The following is a 21888-nucleotide window of genomic DNA, read 5'->3' on the forward strand; positions in this document are numbered from 1 at the left end:
AACTCCGTTAAATCTGTGTTACATCGTGAAATCGGTTACTAACACGTGAGGTCAGGCTGCGGTTCGGTCAGGTCGATGAGGTACTCGACCACGGGGTCGTCGACACAGGAGACGCCGTTCATCGCGACCGTGTGCTGGGTGCCCCGGTAGGTGATCAGCGCGGCCCCGAGCTGCTTGGCCAGCTCGACTCCGGCCTGGTACGGAGTGGCGGGATCCTCCGTCGTCGAGATCACCACGACCGGCGCCAGACCGGGCGCCTCGACGGTGTGCGGATTCCCGGAACTGGGCACCGGCCAGAACGCGCACGTGTCCAGCGGGGCGTTGCCCGTGCCGCGGCCGTCGTCGAGGAAGGGCGCCACCCGACGGAACTCGGTGTCGGCCGCGCCCGCCTCGGCCCGGTCGGTGACCGGCGGATCGTCGACGCACCGAACCGCGTTGAACGCGTCATCGATGTTGCTGTAGCTGCCGTCGGTCTGGCGTCCCTCGTACATGTCGGCGAGAAACAGCAGGGTGTCGCCGCGACCGTCGACGAGCGCGCTGAGCCCCCCACGCAGCGAACCCCACATGTTCTGCGAGTACAGCGCCTGCTGGACCCCGGTGATCGCGTCCTTGTATCCCAGGCCCCTGGGATCGGTGGTGTCAGCCGGCTTGTCGACCAGCGGATCGACCAACTCCTGGAACCTCGCGGTGAACCGGGCCGGGTCGGTACCGAGCGGGCAGTCGTCGGACTTCGCGCAGTCAGCGGCGAACGCGTCGAACGCCTGCTGGAACCCGGCCGCCTGCAGCACCACCTCGGCGACCGGGTCCTGGTTCGGGTCCAGCGCGCCGTCGAGCACCATCGCGCGCACGTTCGCGGGGAACTTCTCGGCGTAGCTCGACCCGAGCCGGGTGCCGTAGGAGTACCCGAGATAGGTCAGCTTCTCGTCGCCGAGCACCGAACGGATCACGTCCATGTCCTGCACCACCTCCCGGGTGCCGACGTGCTCGAGGAACTCGGCGCCGGTTCGCTCGGCGCACTTGCGGGCGTAGTCGGCGTTCTTCGCCTCGATCCTGGCGATCCCGGCCGGGCTCATGTCCACGGCGGGGTCCGCGCGGTTCTCGTCGATCTCCGCGGGGGTCAGGCAGCGCACCTGCGGGGTGGACGCCCCGATGCCGCGCGGGTCGAAACCGATCACGTCGAATCGCTCGCCCAACCCGGTGCCCGCGCCGTCGGTCGCCATGGCCAATCCGGACGCGCCTGGCCCGCCGGGGTTCACCAGGACGGAGCCGATCTTCGCGCCGGTCGCCCGGTTGCGGGACACCGCGACCTGCGCGGTGTCCCCCGACGGGTCCGCGTAGTCCACCGGCACCGTGATCTTGGCGCACTCGAGCCGGCCGGCCAGCGGCTGCCCGTCCGTGCTGTAGCCCTCGCACGACTCCCACTGCGGGGCCTGCGTGTAGAACTGCTCCAGTCCCGCGGGCACGACGCCCGCGCCCGCGCGGAAGTCGCCCGACGACAGACCGACCGACTCCCCCTGCGGAGCACCGTCGACCGTGCTCGCGCATCCGGCGGCCAGGGCTGCGACGAGCGCCCCCACGGCCAGGGCGACAGGGACTCGGCGCGACATCGGCATGCCATCGATGGTGCCACGTGGCTCGGACCGGGCGACTCGGCAGAGTTACGCCCGGAAACCGGGCAGAACTCTGCCGAGTTGGTCAGGTTCGGGAACCGGAACGCGATCGCGTCAGTCCAATAGGACATGAGGAGCGTGGATGCGTTGATGGCGCGGCAGGACGGAGTGATCACCCTTGGGCAGGCCCGCGCTGCCGGGATGAGTGACTCGGCGGTGAGCCGGCGCTGCACGACCGGGCAATGGACACGCCGGCGCCGGGGCGTCTACCTCCGCGCCGATCGCGCGCTCACCCCCGCGGTGCGCCTGCGCTGCGCCGTGTACGGGTCCGGCCCGGACGCCGTCGCGCACGGTCCGAGCGCGGCGTGGTGGCACGGCCTGACCGATCGGCCGCCGGACCGGCACTGGGTGACGGTGCCGCGCGGCAATCCGGCGTCCGCGCATCCTGCGGTTCGGATGCGCCGGCGGGATCTGGTCTGGGAAGACGTCGGCCGGGTCCGAAACCTCGCGGTGACGGAACTCCCGCTCACAGTGCTCGAGGCCGCCGTCGAACTTCCGCGCGGTTCGGTGCTGATGGACCGCGCCCTTCAGCGTCACACCACGCTGCCCATCCTGACCGCCGTGCACGAGCGAAACCGCGGGCGCCGCGGCGCTGGTGCCGCGGCACGACTCCTACGGGCGGCCGGAGAGGGCGGGCACAGCGAGGCCGAGCGGATGCTGTTGCGGATACTGCGCTCGTCGGGACTGGCCGGGTGGCGTCCACACGTGCTGAGTCACGGCTTCGAAATCGACGTCGCATTCCCGGAGCGACGGGTGGCGGTCGAGGTGGACGGCTGGGCCTGGCATCGCGACGCCGCCCGGTTCAACCGCGACGCGGAACGCCAGAACATACTGGTCAATGCGGGATGGCACGTGCTGCGGTTCACCTGGCACCGGCTGACAGACGACCCGGACGGCGTCCTCACCGAGATCCGGACAGCACTCGGCCCGCGCTGATCAGTCCGGCAGAGTTGTGCCCGGAAACCGGGCATAACTCTGCCGGACCTGCTGTGACCAACAGCACGTCACCGCTCTGTTCTCGGGTTCGGCAGCCAGTGGCAGACTGGGCTACGTCATCACCCACAACCCGGGGACCCGCACTGGGCCTCGAGGCACGAAAGGGACACTGATGTCCGAGAACGCATCTGTCTACGGTTCCGCGCCCGCTCAGCCGGCCGCCAAGCGAACCAAGATCCGCACCCACCACCTGCAGGCCATGAAGGCCGAGGGGCAGCGCTGGGCGATGCTCACCGCCTACGACTACTCGACCGCGCGGATCTTCGACGAGGCCGGCATCCCGGTACTCCTGGTCGGCGACTCCGCCGCCAACGTCGTGTACGGCTACGACACCACGGTGCCGATCACCATCGACGAGCTGATCCCGCTGGTCCGCGGCGTGGTCCGCGGCGCCCCGCACGCCCTGGTCGTCGCCGACCTGCCGTTCGGCAGCTACGAGTCCTCCCCCGAACAGGCACTGGCCACCGCCACCCGGTTCATGAAGGAGGGCCAGGCCCACGCGGTCAAGCTCGAGGGCGGCGAGCGCGTCGCGGCGCAGATCGCCGCGATCACCGCCGCAGGCATCCCGGTGATGGCGCACATCGGCTTCACACCGCAGTCGGTGAACAGCCTCGGAGGGTTCCGCGTGCAGGGCCGCGGCGACGGCGCCGAGCAACTCGTCGCCGACGCCATCGCCGTGCAGGAGGCAGGCGCATTCTCCGTGGTCATGGAGATGGTGCCCGCCGAGATCGCCGGGCAGGTCACCCGGAAGCTGACCATCCCGACCGTCGGTATCGGCGCGGGCGCGGAATGCGATGCGCAGGTGCTGGTCTGGCAGGACATGGCCGGGTACACCAGCGGCAAGACCGCCAAGTTCGTCAAGAAGTTCGCCGCCGTCGGCGACGACCTGCGCGGCGCCGCAGCCGCCTACGCCGCCGAGGTCCGGTCCGGCACCTTCCCCGCCGAGGAACACAGCTTCTGACGCCGGTTCATCCGCGGCGCGACCCGCCCCTCTCGCGGGGGTGGGTCGTCGCCGCGCAATGGCACACTCGATGCAACGGCACACGCGGGTAACCCGTTGGCCGCCACACCCATCACCAAACGACACTGAACCGAAAGACAGGGTGCCTACATGTTCCATCGTCGTTTCGCGGTCACCGTCGCCGGAGCCGCCGCGGTCGTCGCGCTCGCAGCCGGGTGCGCCACCGACACCGCGCCCGCCCCCGCACCGAGCGGCGGCGCGGGCGCCCTGCCCAGCACCACGGTCGCCCCGGCGCCCGGCGGCGCGGTCGCGGGCGGCGTCACCGAGGCACAGGCCGCCAAGCTGTGTGCGGACATGCAGGCCCAGCTGCAGAGCTGGCGCACCTACACGCCGACCATCGGCAAGGGCGGGCTGAACACCGTGGTCGGCACCTGGGCCACCCAGAACGGCATCAACGTCATCGAGCTGATGACCAACAAGGCCCGGATCGACGCAATCACCCAGGCGCAGTGCGCGGACGTGCGGGCCGAGGCCATCGAGTCGCTGCGGATCCCGGACCTGGCCTCGGGCCTGATCGGGTTCTGACGACGATGCGGGCCCCGTACCCCGAGATCGAGCCGCACCGCGCCGGGCACCTCGACGTCGGGGACGGGCAACGCCTCTACTGGGAGGTCAGCGGCAACCCAGACGGCAAGCCGGTGGTGTTCCTGCACGGCGGGCCAGGTGGCGGCACCCACCCCGACCACCGTCGGTTCTTCGACCCCGAGCAGTACCGGATCGTGCTGTTCGATCAACGTGGCTGCGGGCGGTCGACGCCACACGTGGCCGACGGCGCGGACCTGTCGGTGAACACCACGGCACACCTGATCGCCGACATCGAGGCGCTGCGCACCCATCTCGGCGTGCGGCGCTGGCAGGTGTTCGGCGGCTCCTGGGGTTCGACGCTGGCCCTGGCATACGCGCAGCAGCATCCCGACCGGGTCACCGAGCTGGTCCTGCGCGGGGTGTTCCTGCTGCGCCGCAGCGAGATCGACTGGTACTACAACGGCGGGGCCAGTGCGATCTACCCCGACCTGTGGGAGGGCTTCCTGGCGCCGGTCCCCGAGGCCGAGCGCGACGGCGACCTCGTCGAGGCCTACCACCGGCTGCTGCACTCCCCCGATGCCGACGTCGCGCTGGCCGCCGCCGTCGCGTGGTCCACCTGGGAGGGCGCCACCAGTTCGTTGCTTCCCAAGCCCGCACACGTCGAGGAGAACGCCGAGCCGCGCTTCGCCCTGGCGTTCGCGCGGATCGAGAACCACTACTTCCGCAACGGCGGCTTCCTCGACGAGGCCCAGCTGCTGCGGGACGTCGCCGCGATCGAATCGATCCCCGCGGTGATCGTGCAGGGCAGATACGACGTGGTGTGCCCGGCGACCAGCGCGTGGGCCCTGCACAAGGCCTGGCCGTCGGCCCGGCTGGTGATCGTCGACGATGCGGGGCACGCCGCCAACGAACCGGGGATCACCCACCATCTGATCGAGGCAACGGACTCCTTTCGCGGCTGACACGGCCGCGTTCCTCGACTCCGACGCGCTCATGCGGGTAGACCTGACGTATGGGCGAGGGGCGCACACGGGACGGGGCCGCGGCCGTGCTGTCGGCGCTGCGCGACTACGCCGACGACCTGGATGCACGCGCGGATGACGTGCGCCGCGACGAGGCCGACTCGGTGCATCAGATGCGGGTGTCGACGCGGCGCCTGCGCAGCGTGCTCGGCAGTTTCCGGTCGCTCTTCCCGAACGGTGCCACCGACGGCGTGCGGGCCGAACTCCGATGGCTGGGCACGGTTCTCGGCGACGCCCGCGACGCGGAGGTGTTGGCGCAGCGGTTTCGCGACCTGCTCGACGCGCAGCCGCCCGAACTGGTGCGCGGTCCAGTCCGGCATCGCCTGATCGGGTCCAACGAGGACGCCTACCGCGCCGCGCACGGTGACGTGGTCGTCGCGCTCGACGGACCGCGCTACGAGGCGCTGCTGGCCGCTCTTGACGCGGTGCTCGCGTCCAGCCCGGGCTGTGCCGACGACTCGGTCCGGTCCGGGCTGCACGACGCCTGCCGCGCGCTGGGCAAGGCCGCGAGAAAGGCGGGGCTCACCGCACGGGGCAGCGGCGAGCCGACTCCCGAGCGCCTGCACACGGTACGCAAGCGCGCCAAGGCATTGCGCTATGCCGCCGAGGCGGCGGGATCGACCCGTCCGTCGCCCGCGAAGGCGGGCAGGGCCGCCAAGCGACTTCAGACCGCGCTCGGTGAACACCACGATTCCGTTGTCGCCCAGCACCGTCTGCTGACCGCGGCCGACCTGGCCCGCGGCGCAGGCGAGGACACCTTCACCTACGGCGTGCTGACCGCCGTCGAGGCCGACAGCGTTCGACGCGCCGTGCCGCGGGCGCGGAAGCTCGTGCGCAAGATCAGTTCTGCGGGCCAGAAGCTGTAGCCGGGTAGCCGAACTTCACCGTCCGTGCGGTGACGTCGGCCTGAACCAGCCGCACCGACACCGCCGCCCCCTCCGGCGGGTCGCCGAGGCACTTGCCGATCACCGTCGCCTGCGGCGCGAAGACCTCGGCCTCGCGTTTGCCGTCCATCCCGCGCAGCACCACCGCGTCGAACACCTCGCCCTCGCGCCCGGCCAGCAGGGTGGCCTCGGTGAGGTCCACGCACGCCCGATCGACCTTGTTGGCCAGGGTGTCCGAGCCCTTCATCAGCTCCGACAGCGAGGGCAGGGCATCGCGAACCCATTGCGGCACCGGCGTTCCCGCGCAGATCGCCAGGCAGACCTCGGTGCTGAACCGATCCGAGAGCCGGCGCAGCGGCGCCGTGACGTGGGCGTACGGGGCGCCGATCCCGGAGTGCGAGACCAGCTCCGGGATCTCGCCGTCGAATGCGGCATAGCCGGCTCCCCGCAGCAGCGCGGTCGCCTCGGTCATCATCACCAGCGTGTCGGGGGTGTTCGGTTCCAGGCCCGCGAGGAACTCCCCGACCGAGACCTGCTTGGGCCAGTCCATGCCGAGTGCCTTCGCGGCCCTGCGCAGGGCCTCGACCGCGCCTGGCGGGGGTGCAGGCAGCGTGCGCAGCAGCCCGACGCCGCCGTCGATCATCAGCCTCGCCGCGCACATCCCGGTGAGCAGCGAGACCTCGGCGTTCCAGTCGTCGGCCTCGGTACGCGGCTGCAGCTCGAGGCGCCAGCCGTCACCGTCGCCGACCACCTCCTGCTCGGGCAGCTTGAGCTCGATCGCGCCGCGCTCGAGCGCAGACGCGAGCCGCAGCTTGCCGAACTCGGGCAGCGCCGCGATCGAGGGATGCAACGAGCCGGACTCCGAATCCGCCTGTACCCCCGCATAGTCGAACCGGGCGACGGAACGGACCAATGCGCGGGTGACCTCGAATGAGACCGGCTCCGCCCGCTCGTCCAACTCGATTCGCCACAGCGCGGCGGGGCGCACCAGATCGGGCAGTAGGCTGGCCGCGCCCTCGGACATCACCCGCGGGTGCAACGGCAACGACCCGTCCGGTAGGTAGAAGGTCTGACCGCGCCGCCGGACCTCCACGTCCAGGTGGCCGCCCGGGACCACCACGGCCGCGACGTCGGCGATCGCGTAGTGCAACACGAACCCGGTGGGCGTGCGTTCGAGGTGCAGCGCTTGATCGAGATCCATCGAGGTCGGCGGGTCGATGGTGACCAGCGCCAGGTCGGTTCGATCCGCGCGCTCGGCCGCGAACCGGTCGACCGCGGACTCCGCCTCGGCGATGGCCCTCGGCGGGAAGTCGGCGGTCAGCGAGAAGTCGGTTCGGATGGCACCGAAATCGATCCCGCGGGCAGAGATACGCGTCATCACAAGTGCCGAGCTTAGTGCCGATACGGCCGTCAGTTGTTCCAGTCGTCCTCGGCCTTGTCCGCGGCCTTGTTGCGCTCCGCGGCGATCTGCAGTGCCCGTTCCGCCGTCTCGCGATCCGGATAGGGGCCCATCCGGTCGAGTCCGCGGGCGTCCTTGCCCTGCCGCACCGAACCGTCCGAAACGCAGTAGTACCAGAGGTGCTCGTCGTCGTCGCTCATGGTTTCAGTGTGCCCGGTTTCCGGACACCTCATCATCCGAACCGAGGACTCGAAACCTTTTCGGCCCGTTCACTTGAGGACTGCAAGCAACCATGAGACTCTTACGCGCGGCGAGGTACGGACTGTCTCATCCACCACATCCGTACCGAGGATCCGAGAGGATCCGCGCTTGCACCGCCTCAAACCCGTATGAATGGAGAAATACCCGCATGGCCCCCATGTCTTACCTGCTCTACGATGCCCTCCTCCCGCATCTCGGAGCCGATGCCGCCACCCACTGGGCGACCACCCTGGTTGTCAACCCCATCTGAGGGCGGACGTCAGCATCTATGCCCCCGCCTTTTCGGCGGGGGCATTTTTGTGCGCGCTCGGCGCCATGGCTTGCTCCGCCAACCTGCGGTTGAGGTCCGCGATCTCCGCAGTGAGCCGGTGGATCTCGTCGGTGGCATGCCAGGTCGACCACCAGGATCGGCAGGGCGTAGGCCGCCAGGAAGACGAGCGATGCGACAGTGAGGAAGGCGTCCCTCGACGACTTGAGCAATGTCATCGGCAGAGAGTATCGACTGTCGATCCGTGATCTGTCGGGAAGCGGGCGGACGAGTTGGTCTGTAAGCCGGATCCTGTCCCCGATGCCGAGGCACCGGGTGGCGACCATCCATCTGGGCACACCGTTGCCGGGTACCTCGAGCGGTCCACCCGCAGGCTCGGGCGAGCAGCCCTCGAACACCTGCGCAGCCGCACCTTCGAAAAGGTGCGGCCTTCGACCTTGCTCCGGGCGGGGTTTACCTAGCCACCCCAGTCACCTGGGGTGCTGGTGCGCTCTTACCGCACCGTTTCACCCTCACCGACGCTCGCGCGCCGGCGGTCTGTTTTCTGTGGCACTGTCCCGCGGGTCACCCCGGGTTGCCGTTAGCAACCGCCCTGCTCTGTGGAGTCCGGACTTTCCTCGGCCCTGGGCCTGCGCGCGTGAGCGCACGGTTCCCCGAGCCGCGGCCGCCCGACCAACTCGTCCGCCGCTACAGACTACTGCCTGCCACGGGCAGCTCCGACACCCGAACGCCGAGGGTGCGTCCCGCTACGGTCTCGCCAGGACGCCGACGGGAAGATGCGTCCGGACTCGCACCGTGCCGATCGCTGTCGGTCAGTCGAGCACTGTGCCGTCCGGCATGGTGACCTCGGTGAGATCGGCGCCGGCCAGCACGGCAGCGGTGACGTTCGCGCCGGTCAGATTGGCCTTGCCCAGGTAGGCATCGATCAGGGTGACGCCCGACAGATCGGCCTCGCCGAGGTAGGCGCCGGTCATGTACGCGCCGGAGAGGTCCGCGCCGGTGAGATCCGCGCGCCCGAGGAAGGTTGACGTCAGAAAGGCCATCGTCAGGTCGGCGTCCCGCAGGTCAGCCCGGGTGAGATACGCGCCGGTGAAATTGGCGTCGTGAGCGACCACGCCGGTGAGATCGGCCCTCGCCAGGTCGGCGCCGACGAACTCGGCGGAGGTCAGATTCGCGCCCGCGAGGGTGGCATCGGTGAGGTCGGCGCCCGACAGGTCGGCGCCGGTGAGGTCGGCGCCCGCCAGGTTTGCACCCACCAGGTGTGCGCCCCTCAGATCGGCATCGACGAGGCCGATGCTTTCCGAGTCTCGGACCGCCCGCAGCGAATTCCAGGATGCGACATCCGAGCGGAGTACGTCGAGAGGATTCGCCTGTGATGTCGATGTCATTGAGCCCCCGCCATTAGGTTGACGGCGTCAACCTAGCACCGGCTTGTTGACAGCGTCAACATCCTTCTATCCTCGGGAGGTGCAGGAAAAGACCCGGGACACGCGCCGCGCCCTTATCGCCGCGGCGAGCGACCTCTTGGCGCGGGGTGGACCGGCCAACGTCACACTGCGAGCGGTCGGCGCGGCCGCCGACGTCTCGCGGACCGCGCCGTACCGCCACTTCCAGGACAAGGACGACCTACTCAGCACGGTGGCCGCCGAGAACCTGGCCGTGCTGAAGGCGGAGATGCAGCGCGCAGTCGCGGCCACCACGTCGGACACCACCCCGCTGTTTCGCGCCTGCCTTGCCTATGTGCGCGTCGCCTGGGAATACCCGAACCACTACCGACTCGAGTTCGGAAGCGACTATGTGACCAAACCGAGCCAGGTACTGGTAGACGCAGCCAACGACTTCACCAGGCACTTCAACGACCTCGTTGTCGAGGCGCAGCGGACCGGCGACCTCGTCGCCGACGACCCCCGCGACGTCGGTCCCATGCTTTGGGTGCTGCTGCACGGACTGGCGATGTCCAACCACCTTGTCTCGGACAAGATGTGTGAGCCAGGGACGGGCTATCAGGTCGAGGACATGCAGCGTGTTCTCGCCCTGGCCCTGCGAAGCCTGACCCCGAGGCAATGACCTCGCCACGAACGGACCCTTGACCTACGGTCTACCCATGGCTCGATACATCGCGTTGCTGCGGGGCGTCAACGTCGGCGGCATCAACATCAAGATGGCGGACCTCAAGGTCGCGATCTCGGGGCTCGGCTTCGACAACGTGAAGACCGTGTTGGCCTCGGGCAACGTGCTTTTCGACTCCGACCGCACCGATCGCGCCGGGATCAAGTCCGACATCGAGGCGTGCCTGCGGGAGAGGTTCGGATACGACGCCTGGATCGTGCTGGTGGACCGGCCGACGCTGGCCTCGATCGTCGAGGCGTTCCCGTTCGAGTCCGACCGAGACGGGTGGCATCCGTACGTACTGCTGTCCTCCGACCCGGCCTCCCTGGACGACATGCTCGAGGCCGCACAGTCTCTCGCGCTCGGCGAGGAGGCCGTCGCGCTCGGCGACGGCGTCCTGTACTGGCATGTCGAACGCGGCCAGACGTTGCAGAGCCCGTTCGGAAAGCTCAGCGCCAAGACCAAATACAAGTCGACGACCACCAACCGGAACCTGCGCACACTGCGCAAGCTGCTGTAGCGCTCCCGGGATCGGCTGGCGAATACGAGAAATGGAAAGGAGTACAGACTCCTTTCCATTTCCAATTTATAGCGCACCGGGGGGCTTGCGGCAAGACCCGGGTCATCCCGCAGAATGGCCCGCCGAAGCCAGAACCTGCGGAAACGGAGCGAGATGCGCGCGATGTGTGATGACGTGAACCCCTTGAGCGCCGGGGCGTTCGACCTTCCCGACCACCTCAGCCACAAGGCCGACCCGGCGCTGATCGCCGGCGACGAGCAGCATTTCGCGGCCATCGCGGAAAGCCTCGAGCAGTCCATCGCCGACCTGACCAACCGCATCGACGCCGAACGCAAGGCACCCCGCCGCCTGGGCCAGGAGGCGATGGAGCGGGACATGATGGTCCACCGGCTGGCCGCTGAGCTGCGCGCCCTGCGTCGCTTCGGTTTGGACCTGTGCCTCGGACACATCGTCAGAGCGGACAACCCCGAGCCCGTGTACATCGGACGCCTCGGCCTGATGGACAGCGCGGGTCGCCAGCTGCTGGTCGACTGGCGTACCCCCGCGGCCGAGCCGTTCTTCGGTGCGACCCACGGCAACCCGATGGGTCTGACGCGCCGCCGCAGGTATCGGTGGACGCGCGGTCGGATCAGCGACTACTGGGACGAGGTGTTCACCGCGGAAGGGCTGGAGAACGACGCCGCACTGGATGACCAGTCCGCCTTCATCGCCAGCCTGGGCAGCAACCGGTCGGCCCGGATGCGCGACGTGCTCGGCACCATCGCGGCCGACCAGGACGCCGTCGTCCGCGCGGGATCGCGTGGCGCACTGGTCGTCGACGGCGGTCCGGGCACGGGCAAGACCGTCGTCGCGCTGCACCGCGCCGCGTATCTGCTCTACTCCGACCCCCGACTCCGTCACGGCGTGCTGTTCGTCGGTCCGCACGAGCCCTACCTCGCGTACGTCGCCGACGTCCTGCCCAGCCTCGGCGAGGAGGGCGTGCAGCTCTGCACCCTTGCGGACCTCGTCGCCGAGGGAGCGACCGCAACGAACGAATCCGACCCCGACGTGGCCCGCCTGAAGTCGTCCGCGAACCTGGTGAAGGCGATCGACGCGGCCGTCAGGTTCTACGAGGAGCCGCCCACCAAGGGAATGACGGTCGCGACCGACTGGTCCGACATCTGGCTGAGTGCCGACGACTGGGCCGAAGCGTTCCAGGCACCCGAACCCGGCACGCCGCACAACGAAGCGCGCGAGCAGATCTGGGAGCTGTTGCTGACGATCCTGATGGACAAGTACGACGGAGATGCCCCGGTCGCCGAGCTGCGGAAGTCGTTGCTGCGGAACGACGACCTGCGCGCCACCCTCGACAACGCGTGGACGATGATCGATGCCGCCGACCTCGTCGCAGACCTGTGGTCGGTGCCCGCCTACCTCCGCAAGTGTGCCCCCTGGCTCAGCGCCGACGACGTTCGGAAACTGCAGCGCCCGGAGGCCAAGTGCTGGACGGTGTCCGACCTGCCGCTCCTGGACGCGGCGCGGCAGCGGCTCGGCGACCCCGAGGCATCACGACACAAGCGTCGCCATGACGCCGCGGTCGCCGCCGAACGCGAGCAGAGGTCCATGGTCATCGACGACCTGATCGCGGCCGACGCCTATGCCGACGGGGAAGGCTTGATGACGCAGCTGCGACAGCAGGACCTGCAGGAGATGCTGGTCGACGAAGCCGCACTGTCGAGCACCGACCACGACCTGCTGGCCGGCCCGTTCGCGCACATCGTCGTGGACGAGGCTCAGGAACTCACCGATGCGCAATGGCAGATGTTGCTGCTGCGCTGCCCGTCCCGCAGCTTCACCATCGTCGGCGACCGCGCCCAGGCCAGGCATGGGTTCACGGAGTCGTGGCAGGAGCGGCTCGAGCGGATCGGGCTCGACCGGATCAGCCTGGCCTCCCTGACCGTCAACTACCGGACGCCGGAAGAGATCATGACCGAAGCCGAGCCGATCATCCGGGCCGAGCTCCCCGACGCCAACGTGCCGACCTCCATCCGCAGCAGCGGCGTCCCCGTCGTCCACGGATCCGTTTCGGATCTGGCCTCGATCCTCGACACCTGGCTCGCCGAGCACGCAGACGGGATCGCCTGCGTGATCGGCGCCGGTGACATCGGGACGTTCCGGGCGACGCCGCGCGTCCGGTCGCTCACCCCGGAGCTGTCGAAGGGGCTCGAGTTCGACCTCGTCGTCCTCATCGACCCCGAGCAGTTCGGCGAGGGCATCGAGGGGGCCGTCGACCGCTATGTCGCCATGACCCGGGCGACCCAGCGACTGGTCATCCTCACGAGCTAGACGGTCGCGGAGACCTTGTCCACGGACGGCGGCGGCGAATCGGGGTCCTCGTCGGCGAACGGATCGCCGCCCCGGGGCGCGTTGTAGAGCTCCTCGTCGAGGATCCCCTCCCGCTTCGCCACGATCGTCGGGACCAGCGCCTGACCGGTGACGTTCAGCGCGGTGCGGCCCATGTCCACGATCGGCTCGACGGCCAGCAACAGTCCGACGCCTGCGAGCGGCAGGCCGAGCGTGGACAGGGTCAGCGTCAGCATCACCGTCGCGCCGGTGGTACCCGCGGTGGCCGCCGACCCGATCACCGACACCACGACGATCAGCAGGTAGTCCGTCAGGCTCAGGTCGACGCCGTAGAACTGGGCCACGAAGATGGCGGCGATGGCCGGGTAGATCGCGGCGCAGCCGTCCATCTTGGTGGTCGCGCCGAGCGGCACCGCGAACGACGCGTACTCGCGGGGCACGCCGAGGTTGCGTTCGGTGACCCGCTCGGTCAGCGGCAGGGTGCCGATCGAGGACCGGGACACGAAGCCGAGCTGGGTGGCCGGCCATACGCCGGAGAAGAACTGCTTGACCGAAAGCCCGTGCACGCGAATGAGAATCGGGTAGACCACGAAGAACACGATGGCCAGGCCGATGTAAATCGCGAGGGTGAACACCCCGAGCTGGCCGATGGCGTCCCACCCGTAGCTGGCCACGGCCTTCGCGATCAGTGCCGCGGTGCCGATGGGCGCGAGGCGGATGATCCACCAGAGCACCTTCTGCACGATCGCGAGCAGCGAGGCGTTCAGCTCCAGGAACGGCTCGGCCTTCTTCCCCACCTTCAGTGCGGCGACACCGATCGCGACCGCGATCACCAGGAGCTGCAGCACGTTGAAGCTCAGCGACGTGGTCGCGGCGCCCGCGTCGGTGACCGTGGTCTTGGCCCCGAGCGCGAGGAAGTTCTGCGGCACCAGGCCGGTCAGGAACGCCCACCACGACCCGGACGACTTCGGTTCCGCCGCCGTGGCCGCGTCGACCGTGGTGTTGGAGCCGGGCTGCACGATCAGTCCGACGGCGATGCCGATGAGGACCGCGATGAACGCGGTGATCGCGAACCACAGCAGGGTCTGGACTGCGAGGCGCGCCGCGTTGGCGACCTGACGCAGGTTGGCGATGGAGCTGACGATCGCCGTGAAGACCAGCGGGATCACCGCGACGGTCAGCAGCGCGACGTAGCTGGAGCCGATCGTGGTGACCGTGCCGGTCAGCCAGTTCGCGCTGCCGTCGTCGGCCTTGGGCATCGAACGGGCCAGCAGTCCGATGAGAACTCCGGCGATCAGGCCCGCGACGATCTGCGGTCCGAAGGAGGTTGCCCAGCCGGGCAGGCGCCCGGTGCGGGCAGGGGTGAGTGTGGGGGCCGACATGCGACGGACCTTTCGTGAAGGGTGCGCGCCACGAGCACGCTTCTGCGAGCGTGGGTGCGCGGGAGTGCTGACGGAGGCCAGGCCCGGGACAGACGTCGACCGGGCGGCGGGTGTGGATGGGTCAGCGCGTACAGACAGCGCTCGCCTGCAGACAGTTGTCGACATACCGTCGACTGGTCAGCAGCGAGTTCACCCGGAGCATGTTACTCCTGCTAAGAAATGCGCTTCGCACCCGTGCGCGATTTGTACCCCGACCGGGGCACAAATCACTCACGGGCGACGAAGTCGCGTCACAGGTGCGAGGTGTCGTTGACCAGGCGCACCGAGGCGCCGCCGTCGGGGTAGAACTCGGCGATGGACAGCGAGGCCAGGTCGAGGTGCAGCCGATAGAGCAGCGACGGCCCGACGTCCAGCGCCATCTGCAGCAGGGTCTTGATCGGTGTGACGTGCGAGACCAGCAGCAGGTTCGCGCCGGGGAACTCGGCCATGAGGTCGTCGCGGGCCCGGCCGACGCGCGCCCGCACCTCGTCGAAGCTCTCGCCGCCCGGCGGGCGCACGGAGGTGTCGGCGAGCCACCGGCGATGCAGCCCGGGGTCGCGGGCCGACGCCTCCCCGAAGGTCAGGCCCTCCCAGTCGCCGAAGTCCGTCTCGATCAGGCCCTCGTGCACGCGGACCGGCAGCGACAGTTCCGCGGCTGCGGCCTCGGCCGTCTGCCGCGCCCGGCCCAGCGGCGACGACACGACGGCCGCGATGCCGCCGCGGGCACCGATCCGCTTCGCCGCCCCTCGGGCCTGCGCCAGACCGAGGTCGGTCAGCTCCGGGTTACCGCGACCGGAATAGCGCCGATCCACCGACAGCGCGGTCTGCCCGTGCCGCAGCAGCAGCATCCGGGTCGGCTTCCCCAGCGCCCCGGTCCATCCCGGCGACTTCTCGTTCTCCGGCGCGACCGTCGACGCGGCAGCCTGGGCGGGCGCCGTCAGGTTCGTCGGTTCGCCGTCCATCGCCGCGTTCGCGAGCCGGTCTGCGTACGAGTTCTCGGCGCGCGGGATCCACGTGTAGTCCACCCGGTCGAACCCGGCGGCCAGCTCGCCCGCCTGTCGGGCCAGCGGCTTCATGTCCGGGTGCTTGACCTGCCAGCGCCCCGACATCTGCTCGACGACCAGCTTCGAGTCCATCCGCACCGACACCGACCGGGCGCCGAGCTCCGCGGCGGCGGTCAGCCCGGCGATCAGTCCCCGGTATTCGGCGACGTTGTTGGTCGCGACACCGATGGACTCGCCGCGCTCGGCCAGCACCCGATCATGGTCGGCGTCGAAGACGACCGCGCCGTAGCCGGCCGGCCCCGGATTTCCGCGCGAGCCACCGTCGGCCTCGACGAAAACGTGTCCGGGGCTCGCAGCAGAGCGACCCGAGGGGTCAGTCACAGACCGGATTCCTTGGTACGCACCATGATCGCGTTGCACTCAGGGCAGCGGATCAGCGTTTCGGGGTCTGCCTTGGCGATGCGGGAGATCTCGCCGCGGTCGATCTCGATCCGGCACGCGCCGCAGCGCCTGGCCTGCAGAAGCGCGGCGCCAGGGCCGCCCGCGGACCGCTGACGGTCGTAGATGGCCAGCAGGTCGGCCGGGAACTCCGCCGCGAGGGTGGCCCGGTCGCCCTCGCACCGCTGCTCGGCCGTGTCGAGGTCGGCGGCGGCGTCGTCGCGCCGACGGGTCGCGTCGATGAGGGCGTCGTCGATCTGGCTCAGCTGGGCGCCCGCGTGCTCGTAGTCGGACTGCGAGGCCTCGCGACGCTCCATCACCTCGAGCAGCTCGTCCTCGAGGACGCCCTGCCTGCGCTCGAGGCTGCCGAGCTCGTGCTGCAGTTCGGTGAGCTGCTTGGCCGCCACGGCACCGCTCTCGAGCATCTTGCGGTCGCGCTCCTCGCGCTGGCGGACCGCGTCCACCTCACCCTCGAGCTTCTTGATGTCGCGGTCCAGGTCGTCGAGCACGATTTCCACCGCGACGGCGGCGTCCTTGCGTGCCACACGGTCGGACTCGAGGCGCTGCACCTCTTCCTGCTCGGGCAGCGTCCGGCGGCGGTGCGCGATCCTGGCCACTTCGGCATCCACCGCGGCGAGATCGAGCAGCTTGGCCTGAATCCGGGGTTCGACGTTCACGCGGGCGGGCTCCTGCTTGTGCTGAGAAGGGAAGTTTGCCCCGCTACCGTACCGCCCGGGGAGGCACGGCCAATACAGGTCAGCGGGAGCTCCACGATCGGCCGTCATGCGCTGAGTCCCTAGCCCGTGGTGGTTTGCAGCTTCCCGTGCTCGGCACGTAGCTGATCGAGCCGCCGCCGATACCCGCGCTGATGGGAGGTGTTGAATGATGTGACCGGCATGGAAAGCACTGCGTCAGTTCCGGCGGGAGAGAGACGCAGAAGCTCCTGCACCGCTGTCCGTGTCTCCGCATTCCCGATGGTGCGGTCCACCGTGTCGAAGAGTTCGACCCGTCTGTCGAGCGCCGCGACGAGCGAAGCCAGGATGTCGATCCTCCGTTCGAGGTACTTCGCTCGCTCTGCTGCCGAGCTCGTCATTCCGATTTGTCGCTGGAGGGCCTCTCTGCTGACTTCGGTGCCGGGACAGTAGACAACTCGAAGGTCGCACCGCGGAGAATCGACGTCCAACCACAGCCAGTCGATGATTTCGATGATTTCCTCGGGACCGATCAAGTCCGCTTCTCGCAGCACCAGATCGGCATTGGCGACGCAGATGACCAATCGCTCGACCGGGCGGCCGGGTCTGTCACAAAACTGGCTCCCTAAACCGCCGTCGGAGATGTCCAATAGATCACGAAAGCACTCATTGAATGCGTCGATATTCCGACCGTAGTAATGGGGGAACTCGAGCGCGTCGCCCCAGGCGTTGCAAAACTCGGGCAACGATTGACACCGCTTGCCCTGAATGGTGACCGCATGGGTTGGCGGCTGGTCGGGATCCCGGACCGCTGCTGTGACCGCGGATTGAAATGCGTGCCCGCCTTGGTAGATCCTCAGCCAGGGAAAGCGTGGGTCCGCGATGCCTGGGCTGGAGGTAGTGCCATCGAAGACTGGGCGGACGAGCTCCTTGTCCAGCCGCCCCCAGAACGACGAATCGACTTCATTGGCGGTGTTCACATCGATGCTCTGCCTTCTCCTTGCACCAGGCGCCGTCGACGCCGTCGAGTAGTCATCGTGGTTGATCGGGATGCGACTGAGCGTAGCGGCACAGCGCAGCAAAAAGCCGCTCGGCGCTCGACAGCGAAAACGGTCCACCGATACGGCTCAGTAATTCGGGCACGATCGAGCGTGCGGTGACGGGCTATCCACGAGCGATACGGAAACCGACGTCGTCTATCCCATAGGTCGGGTGGCTGCGCCGTCGGACGGAGGCACGGCAGCTCCAGTGCTCGTCGAACCACCCACCACCGCGCAGAACCCGATACGGGCCGTACACCTCGGGGTCATACAGATCCCAGCACCACTCCCAGACATTGCCCAACGTGTCATGCAGGCCCCACGCGTTCGGCAGCTTCCCGCCCACGTCGTGTGGCCGCTCGTCAGAGTTGTCGCGATACCAGGCGATCGCGTCGAGGGGTCCGTATCGCGGACCGGACGTTCCGGCACGGCAGGCGCGTTCCCACTCGGCCTCGGTCGGTAGCCGGTACCCGTTGGCCGCGGAGTCCCACGCGACGTCGTCGCCGACCACGCGATAGGCGGCGGACAGTCCGGCATGCTCGGACAGGCTGTTGCAGAACAGGATCGCGTCCCACCACGACACGCCTTCGACCGGCAGGCGCGCCCCACGGGTCACACCGGGCCATTCGCCGGTGATCTCGGCGTACTCGCCCTGCGTCAGGGGATTGACTGCGATCTCGAAGGCGCCCACATCGACAGACCAGCTGCGGCGAGTTCGCCGGTCCGACAGCGTGACCTGCCCCGCGGGGACGGCGATCATCTCAGGGGAAGCGGTCGTCTCCATGTCCGACCGACACTACCGACGCCGATCCCTCCCCACTAGCAGCCGCCCAGCGTCCATGGGTCGGTGCGGACCGAGGAGACGGCGCTGGCCCAGCCCGAGGTCCCGGCGAACCGGGCGTCGAGCACTCCCCTGGCCTGCGCGCACCACGGGAACTCGCTGGCCCAATGCGCGACGTCGACCAGCGCTGGGCCGCCCGCGCGCAGGTGCTCGTCCGCCGGGTGATGACGCAGGTCGGCCGTGACGTAGGCGTCCACCCCGCGGGCGGCCGCGACGCCGAGCAGCGAGTCGCCGGAACCGCCGCACACCGCCACCGTCCGCACCGGGGCGTCCGGGTCGCCCGCCGCCCGCACACCCCAACTCGTCTCGGGCAGGGCGGCACGCACCCGGGCGGTGAACTGGCGCAACGTCTCCGGCTCCGCGAGCTCACCGATCCGGCCGATGCCGCGCGGCGACCCGGTGTCCGCCAGCTCGAGGACGTCGAACGCCGGCTCCTCGTAGGGGTGCGCCCCGCGCAGGGCACCGAGCACCCGACGCCGCAGCGACCGCCTGGCCACCACCTCGATGCGATCCTCAACCACCCTCTCAAGCGAGCCGGGCTGTCCCAAGGCCGGATTCGCCGCCGCGCCCGGCAGGAACTGTCCGGTGCCGGTGACCGTCCAACTGCAATCGCGGTAGTCCCCGACCTCGCCCGCTCCGGCGTCGAACAGTGCCCGCCGCACGGCGTCGGTGTCCGCCATCTGGGCGCTCCGCGGGCTCCGCGACGGCGCCGGCACCATCACCACCCACTTGTCGAGCGGCTCGGACGGTGCCGGGTCCAGCGGCCCCGTCACCGTCAGCCCCAGCGCCCGCGCCAGGGCGTCGGACACGCCGGGGTCGGCGGAGTCCGCATTGGTGTGCGCGGTGAACAGCGCGCACCCGGACCGGATCAGCCGGTGCACCAGCGCGCCCTTCGGGGTGTGCGCGCCGACGGTGTCCACCCCGCGCAGCAGCAGCGGATGGTGCACGAGCAGCAGCTGCGCACCCCAGGCCAGCGCCTCCTCGACCACCGACTCGGTGGCGTCGACGGCGATCATCACCCGGCTCACCTCGTCGGCTGGGTCGCCGCACACCAGGCCGACGGAATCCCAGCTCTCGGCCAGCGCCGGCGGATAGGCCAGCTCCAACGCCTCGATCACCTCGGCCAGCCGAACGGTCATCACAGCACCTCTCTCATCGCGTCGATCAGCACCCTCGCCTGTGCCGGTTCCCGGACCGCGACCCGCAGATGGTCGGGACCCAATCCCGGGAACGTGTCACACCGGCGGACCGCGATCCCCTTGTCCCGCAACCGCGCTCGGACCGCCTCGCCGTCGGGGACCCGCAGCAGCAGGAACGGCCCGCTCGCCGGTTCGTGCACCGCGATGCCCGCGTCGACGAGCATCGCGATCATCTCCGCGCGTTCCCCGGCGATCACGTCGGCCTCGCGGCGCGACCACGCGACCGCCGCCGGCTCGCTGCACGCCCGGATCGCCTCGACCTGCAGGCTGCCCAGCGGCCAGTGCGCCCGTCCGACCTGGAGGCGCGCCAACAACTCCGGCGGACCGAGCAGGTACCCGCAGCGCAGGCCAGCGAGCGCGAACGTCTTGGTCAGGCTGCGCAGCACCAGCACGTCGGGCAGCGACAGGCCTGCCAGCGACTCCGGTTCGCCGGGTACCGCGTCCCCGAACGCCTCGTCGACGACCACGATCCGGCCGGGCCTGCGCAGCGCCAGCAGGTCCGCGGCGGGATGCAGGACCGACGTCGGATTGGTCGGATTGCCGATCACCACCAGGTCCGCGGCCTCGGGGACCGCGGCGGGGTCGAGCCGGTAGGGCTCGTCGAGCAGCACCTGGACCACCGGGACGCCCGCCTCCCGCAGCGCCCACTCCGGCTCGGTGAACGAGGGGTGGATCAGCGCCGCAAGGGCGGGCTCGAGCCGCGGCAGCATGGCGAATCCCTCGGCCCCACCCGAGAGCAGCAGCACCTCGTCGCGGCGGCGGCCGTGCCGCGCGGCGATCTGGTCCCGTGCGGCCTCCTCCGCCGCCACCTCCGGGTATCGGCCCAACGACGCAAGCGCGTCGACCAGGCGTTGCCGCAGCCACGCGGGCGGACCGTCGCCGCGCACGTTGACGGCGAAGTCGAGCAGTCCGGGTTCGGCGTCGATGTCGCCGTGATGCCGCAGGTCGGTCCACTGCGGGGAGCGGGTGTCCACGGTGCGAGTTTATGGCGGCCACCGAGTGCCGGCCGCCAACGGGCAGGATGGAGGGGTGACCACCCGCGTGACCCTCTTCGACCTCGACGGCACCCTCACCGATTCCGCGCCCGGCATCGTGGCCGGATTCCGGCACGCGCTGGCCTCGGTCGGCGCCCCCGAACCCGGCGGCGACCTGCTCGGCCGGGTCGTCGGGCCGCCGATGATGGACACCCTGCGCTCCCTCGGCCTCGACGAGGAGACCACCCAGCGCGCCATGGCCAGCTTCCTCGACCGGTACGACGCGGTGGGCTGGGCCGAGAACGCCGTGTTCGACGGCATCGCCGAACTGCTCACCGAGGCCGCGCGGGGCGGGTCGCGGCTGGCTGTCGCGACGAGCAAGTCGGAGCGGTTCGCGCGCCGGATCCTCGAGCACTTCGAATTGGCGGAGCATTTCGAGGTGATCGCCGGGGCCTCCGACGACGGCACCACGCGGCGCGCGAAGGTCGACGTGATCGAGCACGCGCTGCGCGGGCTCGGCATCGACCCGGTCGACGCGAAGGGCGGCGGCACCCCCGGCGTCGTGATGGTCGGCGACCGCGACCACGACGTGCACGGCGCCGCGCACTGGGGCATCCCGACGGTGTTCGTCGGCTGGGGCTACGGCTGCGCCGCGGAGGCCGAGGGCGCCCGATGGTCGGTGGACACCGTCGACGAGCTCGGGAGGGTCCTCCATGCAGGCTGAGGCGAGCGGAGCAACAGGCGACGGGACTGACGCCCCACTGCACATCACCTTCGTCTGCACCGGCAACATCTGCCGGTCGCCGATGGCCGAGAAGATCCTGCTCGGGCACCTGCGCGAGGCGGGGCTCGACGCACGGGTCCGAGTGACCAGCGCGGGCACCGGCGACTGGCACGTCGGACACGAGGCCGACGAGCGCACCAACGCGGTGCTGCGCGGGCACGGCTACCCCACCGGCCACCGGGCCGCGCAGGTCGCCCGCGATCATCTCGCCGCCGACCTGGTGGTCGCGCTCGACACCGGGCACGACCGCGCGCTGGCCCACCTCGGGGTGCCGACGGAGCGACGGCGGCTGTTGCGCAGTTTCGACCCCGACGCGGACGGCGACTCGGTGCCGGACCCGTACTACGGCGACCACGACGACTTCGAGCTCGTCCGCGAACAGATCGAGGCCGCCGTGCCCGGACTGCTGCAATGGGTGCGCGAACACCAGTAGCCAGGACACCGGTGGACCGGGGCGGTCGGTGCGGCAAGTACCGT

At 69.8% G+C, this 21888-nt stretch carries 21 protein-coding genes and 1 other RNA gene; 10 read left to right on the plus strand and 12 right to left on the minus strand.

Annotation, left to right across the window (positions count from 1 at the left end):
* Positions 1 to 38 precede the first annotated feature (38 nt).
* Entirely contained in the window at positions 39 to 1613 is a 1575-nt protein-coding gene (locus ACFXMV_RS11075) for an alpha/beta hydrolase (RefSeq protein ID WP_378502998.1), read from the minus strand.
* Positions 1614 to 1739: 126 nt separating this feature from the next.
* Here ACFXMV_RS11075 and ACFXMV_RS11080 point away from each other — a divergent pair, with 126 nt between their 5' ends.
* From ACFXMV_RS11080 to ACFXMV_RS11100, 5 genes are all read left to right on the plus strand, one after another.
* Positions 1740 to 2606 carry a DUF559 domain-containing protein gene (locus tag ACFXMV_RS11080; RefSeq protein ID WP_378611894.1) on the plus strand — a complete coding sequence of 289 codons (867 nt, stop codon included), beginning with the start codon at positions 1740 to 1742 and terminating at the stop codon, positions 2604 to 2606.
* Between the two features lie 172 nt (positions 2607 to 2778).
* Complete coding sequence (gene panB / locus ACFXMV_RS11085) at positions 2779 to 3627, plus strand: 3-methyl-2-oxobutanoate hydroxymethyltransferase (protein WP_378501210.1); 849 nt, start codon at positions 2779 to 2781, stop codon at positions 3625 to 3627.
* Between the two features lie 150 nt (positions 3628 to 3777).
* Positions 3778 to 4212 carry a hypothetical protein gene (locus tag ACFXMV_RS11090; protein ID WP_378501211.1) on the plus strand — a complete coding sequence of 145 codons (435 nt, stop codon included), beginning with the start codon at positions 3778 to 3780 and terminating at the stop codon, positions 4210 to 4212.
* Between the two features lie 5 nt (positions 4213 to 4217).
* The gene (gene pip / locus ACFXMV_RS11095; RefSeq protein WP_378501212.1) at positions 4218 to 5174 is read left to right on the plus strand and encodes a prolyl aminopeptidase; all 957 of its coding nucleotides are present in this window, start codon (positions 4218 to 4220) and stop codon (positions 5172 to 5174) included.
* A 50-nt stretch (positions 5175 to 5224) separates the two neighbouring features.
* The gene (locus ACFXMV_RS11100) at positions 5225 to 6100 is read left to right on the plus strand and encodes a CHAD domain-containing protein (protein WP_378501213.1); all 876 of its coding nucleotides are present in this window, start codon (positions 5225 to 5227) and stop codon (positions 6098 to 6100) included.
* Here the strand turns inward: ACFXMV_RS11100 and ACFXMV_RS11105 are convergent.
* From ACFXMV_RS11105 to ACFXMV_RS11120, 4 genes are all read right to left on the minus strand, one after another.
* On the minus strand, positions 6075 to 7496 hold the full coding sequence (locus tag ACFXMV_RS11105; RefSeq protein ID WP_378501214.1) for an RNB domain-containing ribonuclease: 1422 nt from the start codon (positions 7494 to 7496) through the stop codon (positions 6075 to 6077). The genes ACFXMV_RS11100 and ACFXMV_RS11105 overlap by 26 nt on opposite strands.
* 32 nt (positions 7497 to 7528) lie before the next feature.
* Complete coding sequence (locus ACFXMV_RS11110) at positions 7529 to 7717, minus strand: hypothetical protein (protein WP_378501215.1); 189 nt, start codon at positions 7715 to 7717, stop codon at positions 7529 to 7531.
* 593 nt (positions 7718 to 8310) lie between these two features.
* Positions 8311 to 8726: RNase P RNA component class A (rnpB, locus tag ACFXMV_RS11115), an RNA gene on the minus strand.
* Between the two features lie 132 nt (positions 8727 to 8858).
* Entirely contained in the window at positions 8859 to 9434 is a 576-nt protein-coding gene (locus ACFXMV_RS11120) for a pentapeptide repeat-containing protein (RefSeq protein ID WP_378503000.1), read from the minus strand.
* Between the two features lie 79 nt (positions 9435 to 9513).
* On the opposite strand from ACFXMV_RS11120, the gene ACFXMV_RS11125 reads away from it, so the two are divergent.
* From ACFXMV_RS11125 to helR, 3 genes are all read left to right on the plus strand, one after another.
* A complete protein-coding gene (locus ACFXMV_RS11125) occupies positions 9514 to 10113 on the plus strand; it encodes a TetR/AcrR family transcriptional regulator (protein WP_378503001.1) in 600 nt (199 codons plus the stop codon).
* A 37-nt stretch (positions 10114 to 10150) separates the two neighbouring features.
* Positions 10151 to 10675: a DUF1697 domain-containing protein gene (locus tag ACFXMV_RS11130; protein ID WP_378501915.1), complete on the plus strand. Its 525-nt coding sequence runs from the start codon at positions 10151 to 10153 to the stop codon at positions 10673 to 10675.
* A gap of 174 nt (positions 10676 to 10849) precedes the next feature.
* Complete coding sequence (gene helR / locus ACFXMV_RS11135; protein WP_378503002.1) at positions 10850 to 13000, plus strand: RNA polymerase recycling motor ATPase HelR; 2151 nt, start codon at positions 10850 to 10852, stop codon at positions 12998 to 13000.
* Here helR and ACFXMV_RS11140 read toward each other — a convergent pair.
* From ACFXMV_RS11140 to cobC, 7 genes are all read right to left on the minus strand, one after another.
* Positions 12997 to 14400, minus strand: a complete 1404-nt coding sequence (locus ACFXMV_RS11140; RefSeq protein WP_378498826.1) for a dicarboxylate/amino acid:cation symporter — start codon at positions 14398 to 14400, stop codon at positions 12997 to 12999. The two genes, helR and ACFXMV_RS11140, sit on opposite strands and share 4 nt — an antisense overlap.
* Positions 14401 to 14690: 290 nt before the next feature.
* Positions 14691 to 15824 carry a bifunctional RNase H/acid phosphatase gene (locus tag ACFXMV_RS11145; RefSeq protein ID WP_378498825.1) on the minus strand — a complete coding sequence of 378 codons (1134 nt, stop codon included), beginning with the start codon at positions 15822 to 15824 and terminating at the stop codon, positions 14691 to 14693.
* Positions 15821 to 16558: a zinc ribbon domain-containing protein gene (locus ACFXMV_RS11150; RefSeq protein WP_378498824.1), complete on the minus strand. Its 738-nt coding sequence runs from the start codon at positions 16556 to 16558 to the stop codon at positions 15821 to 15823. The genes ACFXMV_RS11145 and ACFXMV_RS11150 overlap by 4 nt, the downstream gene beginning before the upstream one ends.
* A gap of 119 nt (positions 16559 to 16677) precedes the next feature.
* Positions 16678 to 17553, minus strand: coding sequence for a barstar family protein (locus tag ACFXMV_RS11155; RefSeq protein WP_378498823.1), 876 nt, complete (start codon positions 17551 to 17553; stop codon positions 16678 to 16680).
* 184 nt (positions 17554 to 17737) lie between these two features.
* Complete coding sequence (locus ACFXMV_RS11160) at positions 17738 to 18373, minus strand: formylglycine-generating enzyme family protein (protein ID WP_378498829.1); 636 nt, start codon at positions 18371 to 18373, stop codon at positions 17738 to 17740.
* Between the two features lie 59 nt (positions 18374 to 18432).
* The gene (locus ACFXMV_RS11165; protein WP_378498822.1) at positions 18433 to 19593 is read right to left on the minus strand and encodes a Nif3-like dinuclear metal center hexameric protein; all 1161 of its coding nucleotides are present in this window, start codon (positions 19591 to 19593) and stop codon (positions 18433 to 18435) included.
* Positions 19593 to 20627 (minus strand): Rv2231c family pyridoxal phosphate-dependent protein CobC, encoded by a 1035-nt coding sequence (cobC, locus tag ACFXMV_RS11170; RefSeq protein ID WP_378498821.1) that lies wholly within the window; start codon positions 20625 to 20627, stop codon positions 19593 to 19595. The genes ACFXMV_RS11165 and cobC overlap by 1 nt, the downstream gene beginning before the upstream one ends.
* Positions 20628 to 20682: 55 nt before the next feature.
* Between cobC and ACFXMV_RS11175 the strand changes: the two genes are divergently transcribed.
* Both ACFXMV_RS11175 and ACFXMV_RS11180 read left to right on the plus strand, forming a co-directional pair.
* The gene (locus ACFXMV_RS11175) at positions 20683 to 21351 is read left to right on the plus strand and encodes an HAD hydrolase-like protein (RefSeq protein ID WP_378498820.1); all 669 of its coding nucleotides are present in this window, start codon (positions 20683 to 20685) and stop codon (positions 21349 to 21351) included.
* Positions 21341 to 21844 carry a low molecular weight protein-tyrosine-phosphatase gene (locus tag ACFXMV_RS11180; RefSeq protein ID WP_378498819.1) on the plus strand — a complete coding sequence of 168 codons (504 nt, stop codon included), beginning with the start codon at positions 21341 to 21343 and terminating at the stop codon, positions 21842 to 21844. Before ACFXMV_RS11175 ends, ACFXMV_RS11180 begins: the two co-directional genes overlap by 11 nt.
* The last annotated feature ends 44 nt before the right edge of the window (positions 21845 to 21888 follow it).

Origin of the sequence: Rhodococcus sp. NPDC059179 (genome assembly GCF_042754885.1) — a bacterium.
In the GTDB taxonomy this organism is placed as follows: Bacteria; Actinomycetota; Actinomycetes; order Mycobacteriales; family Mycobacteriaceae; genus Rhodococcus_G.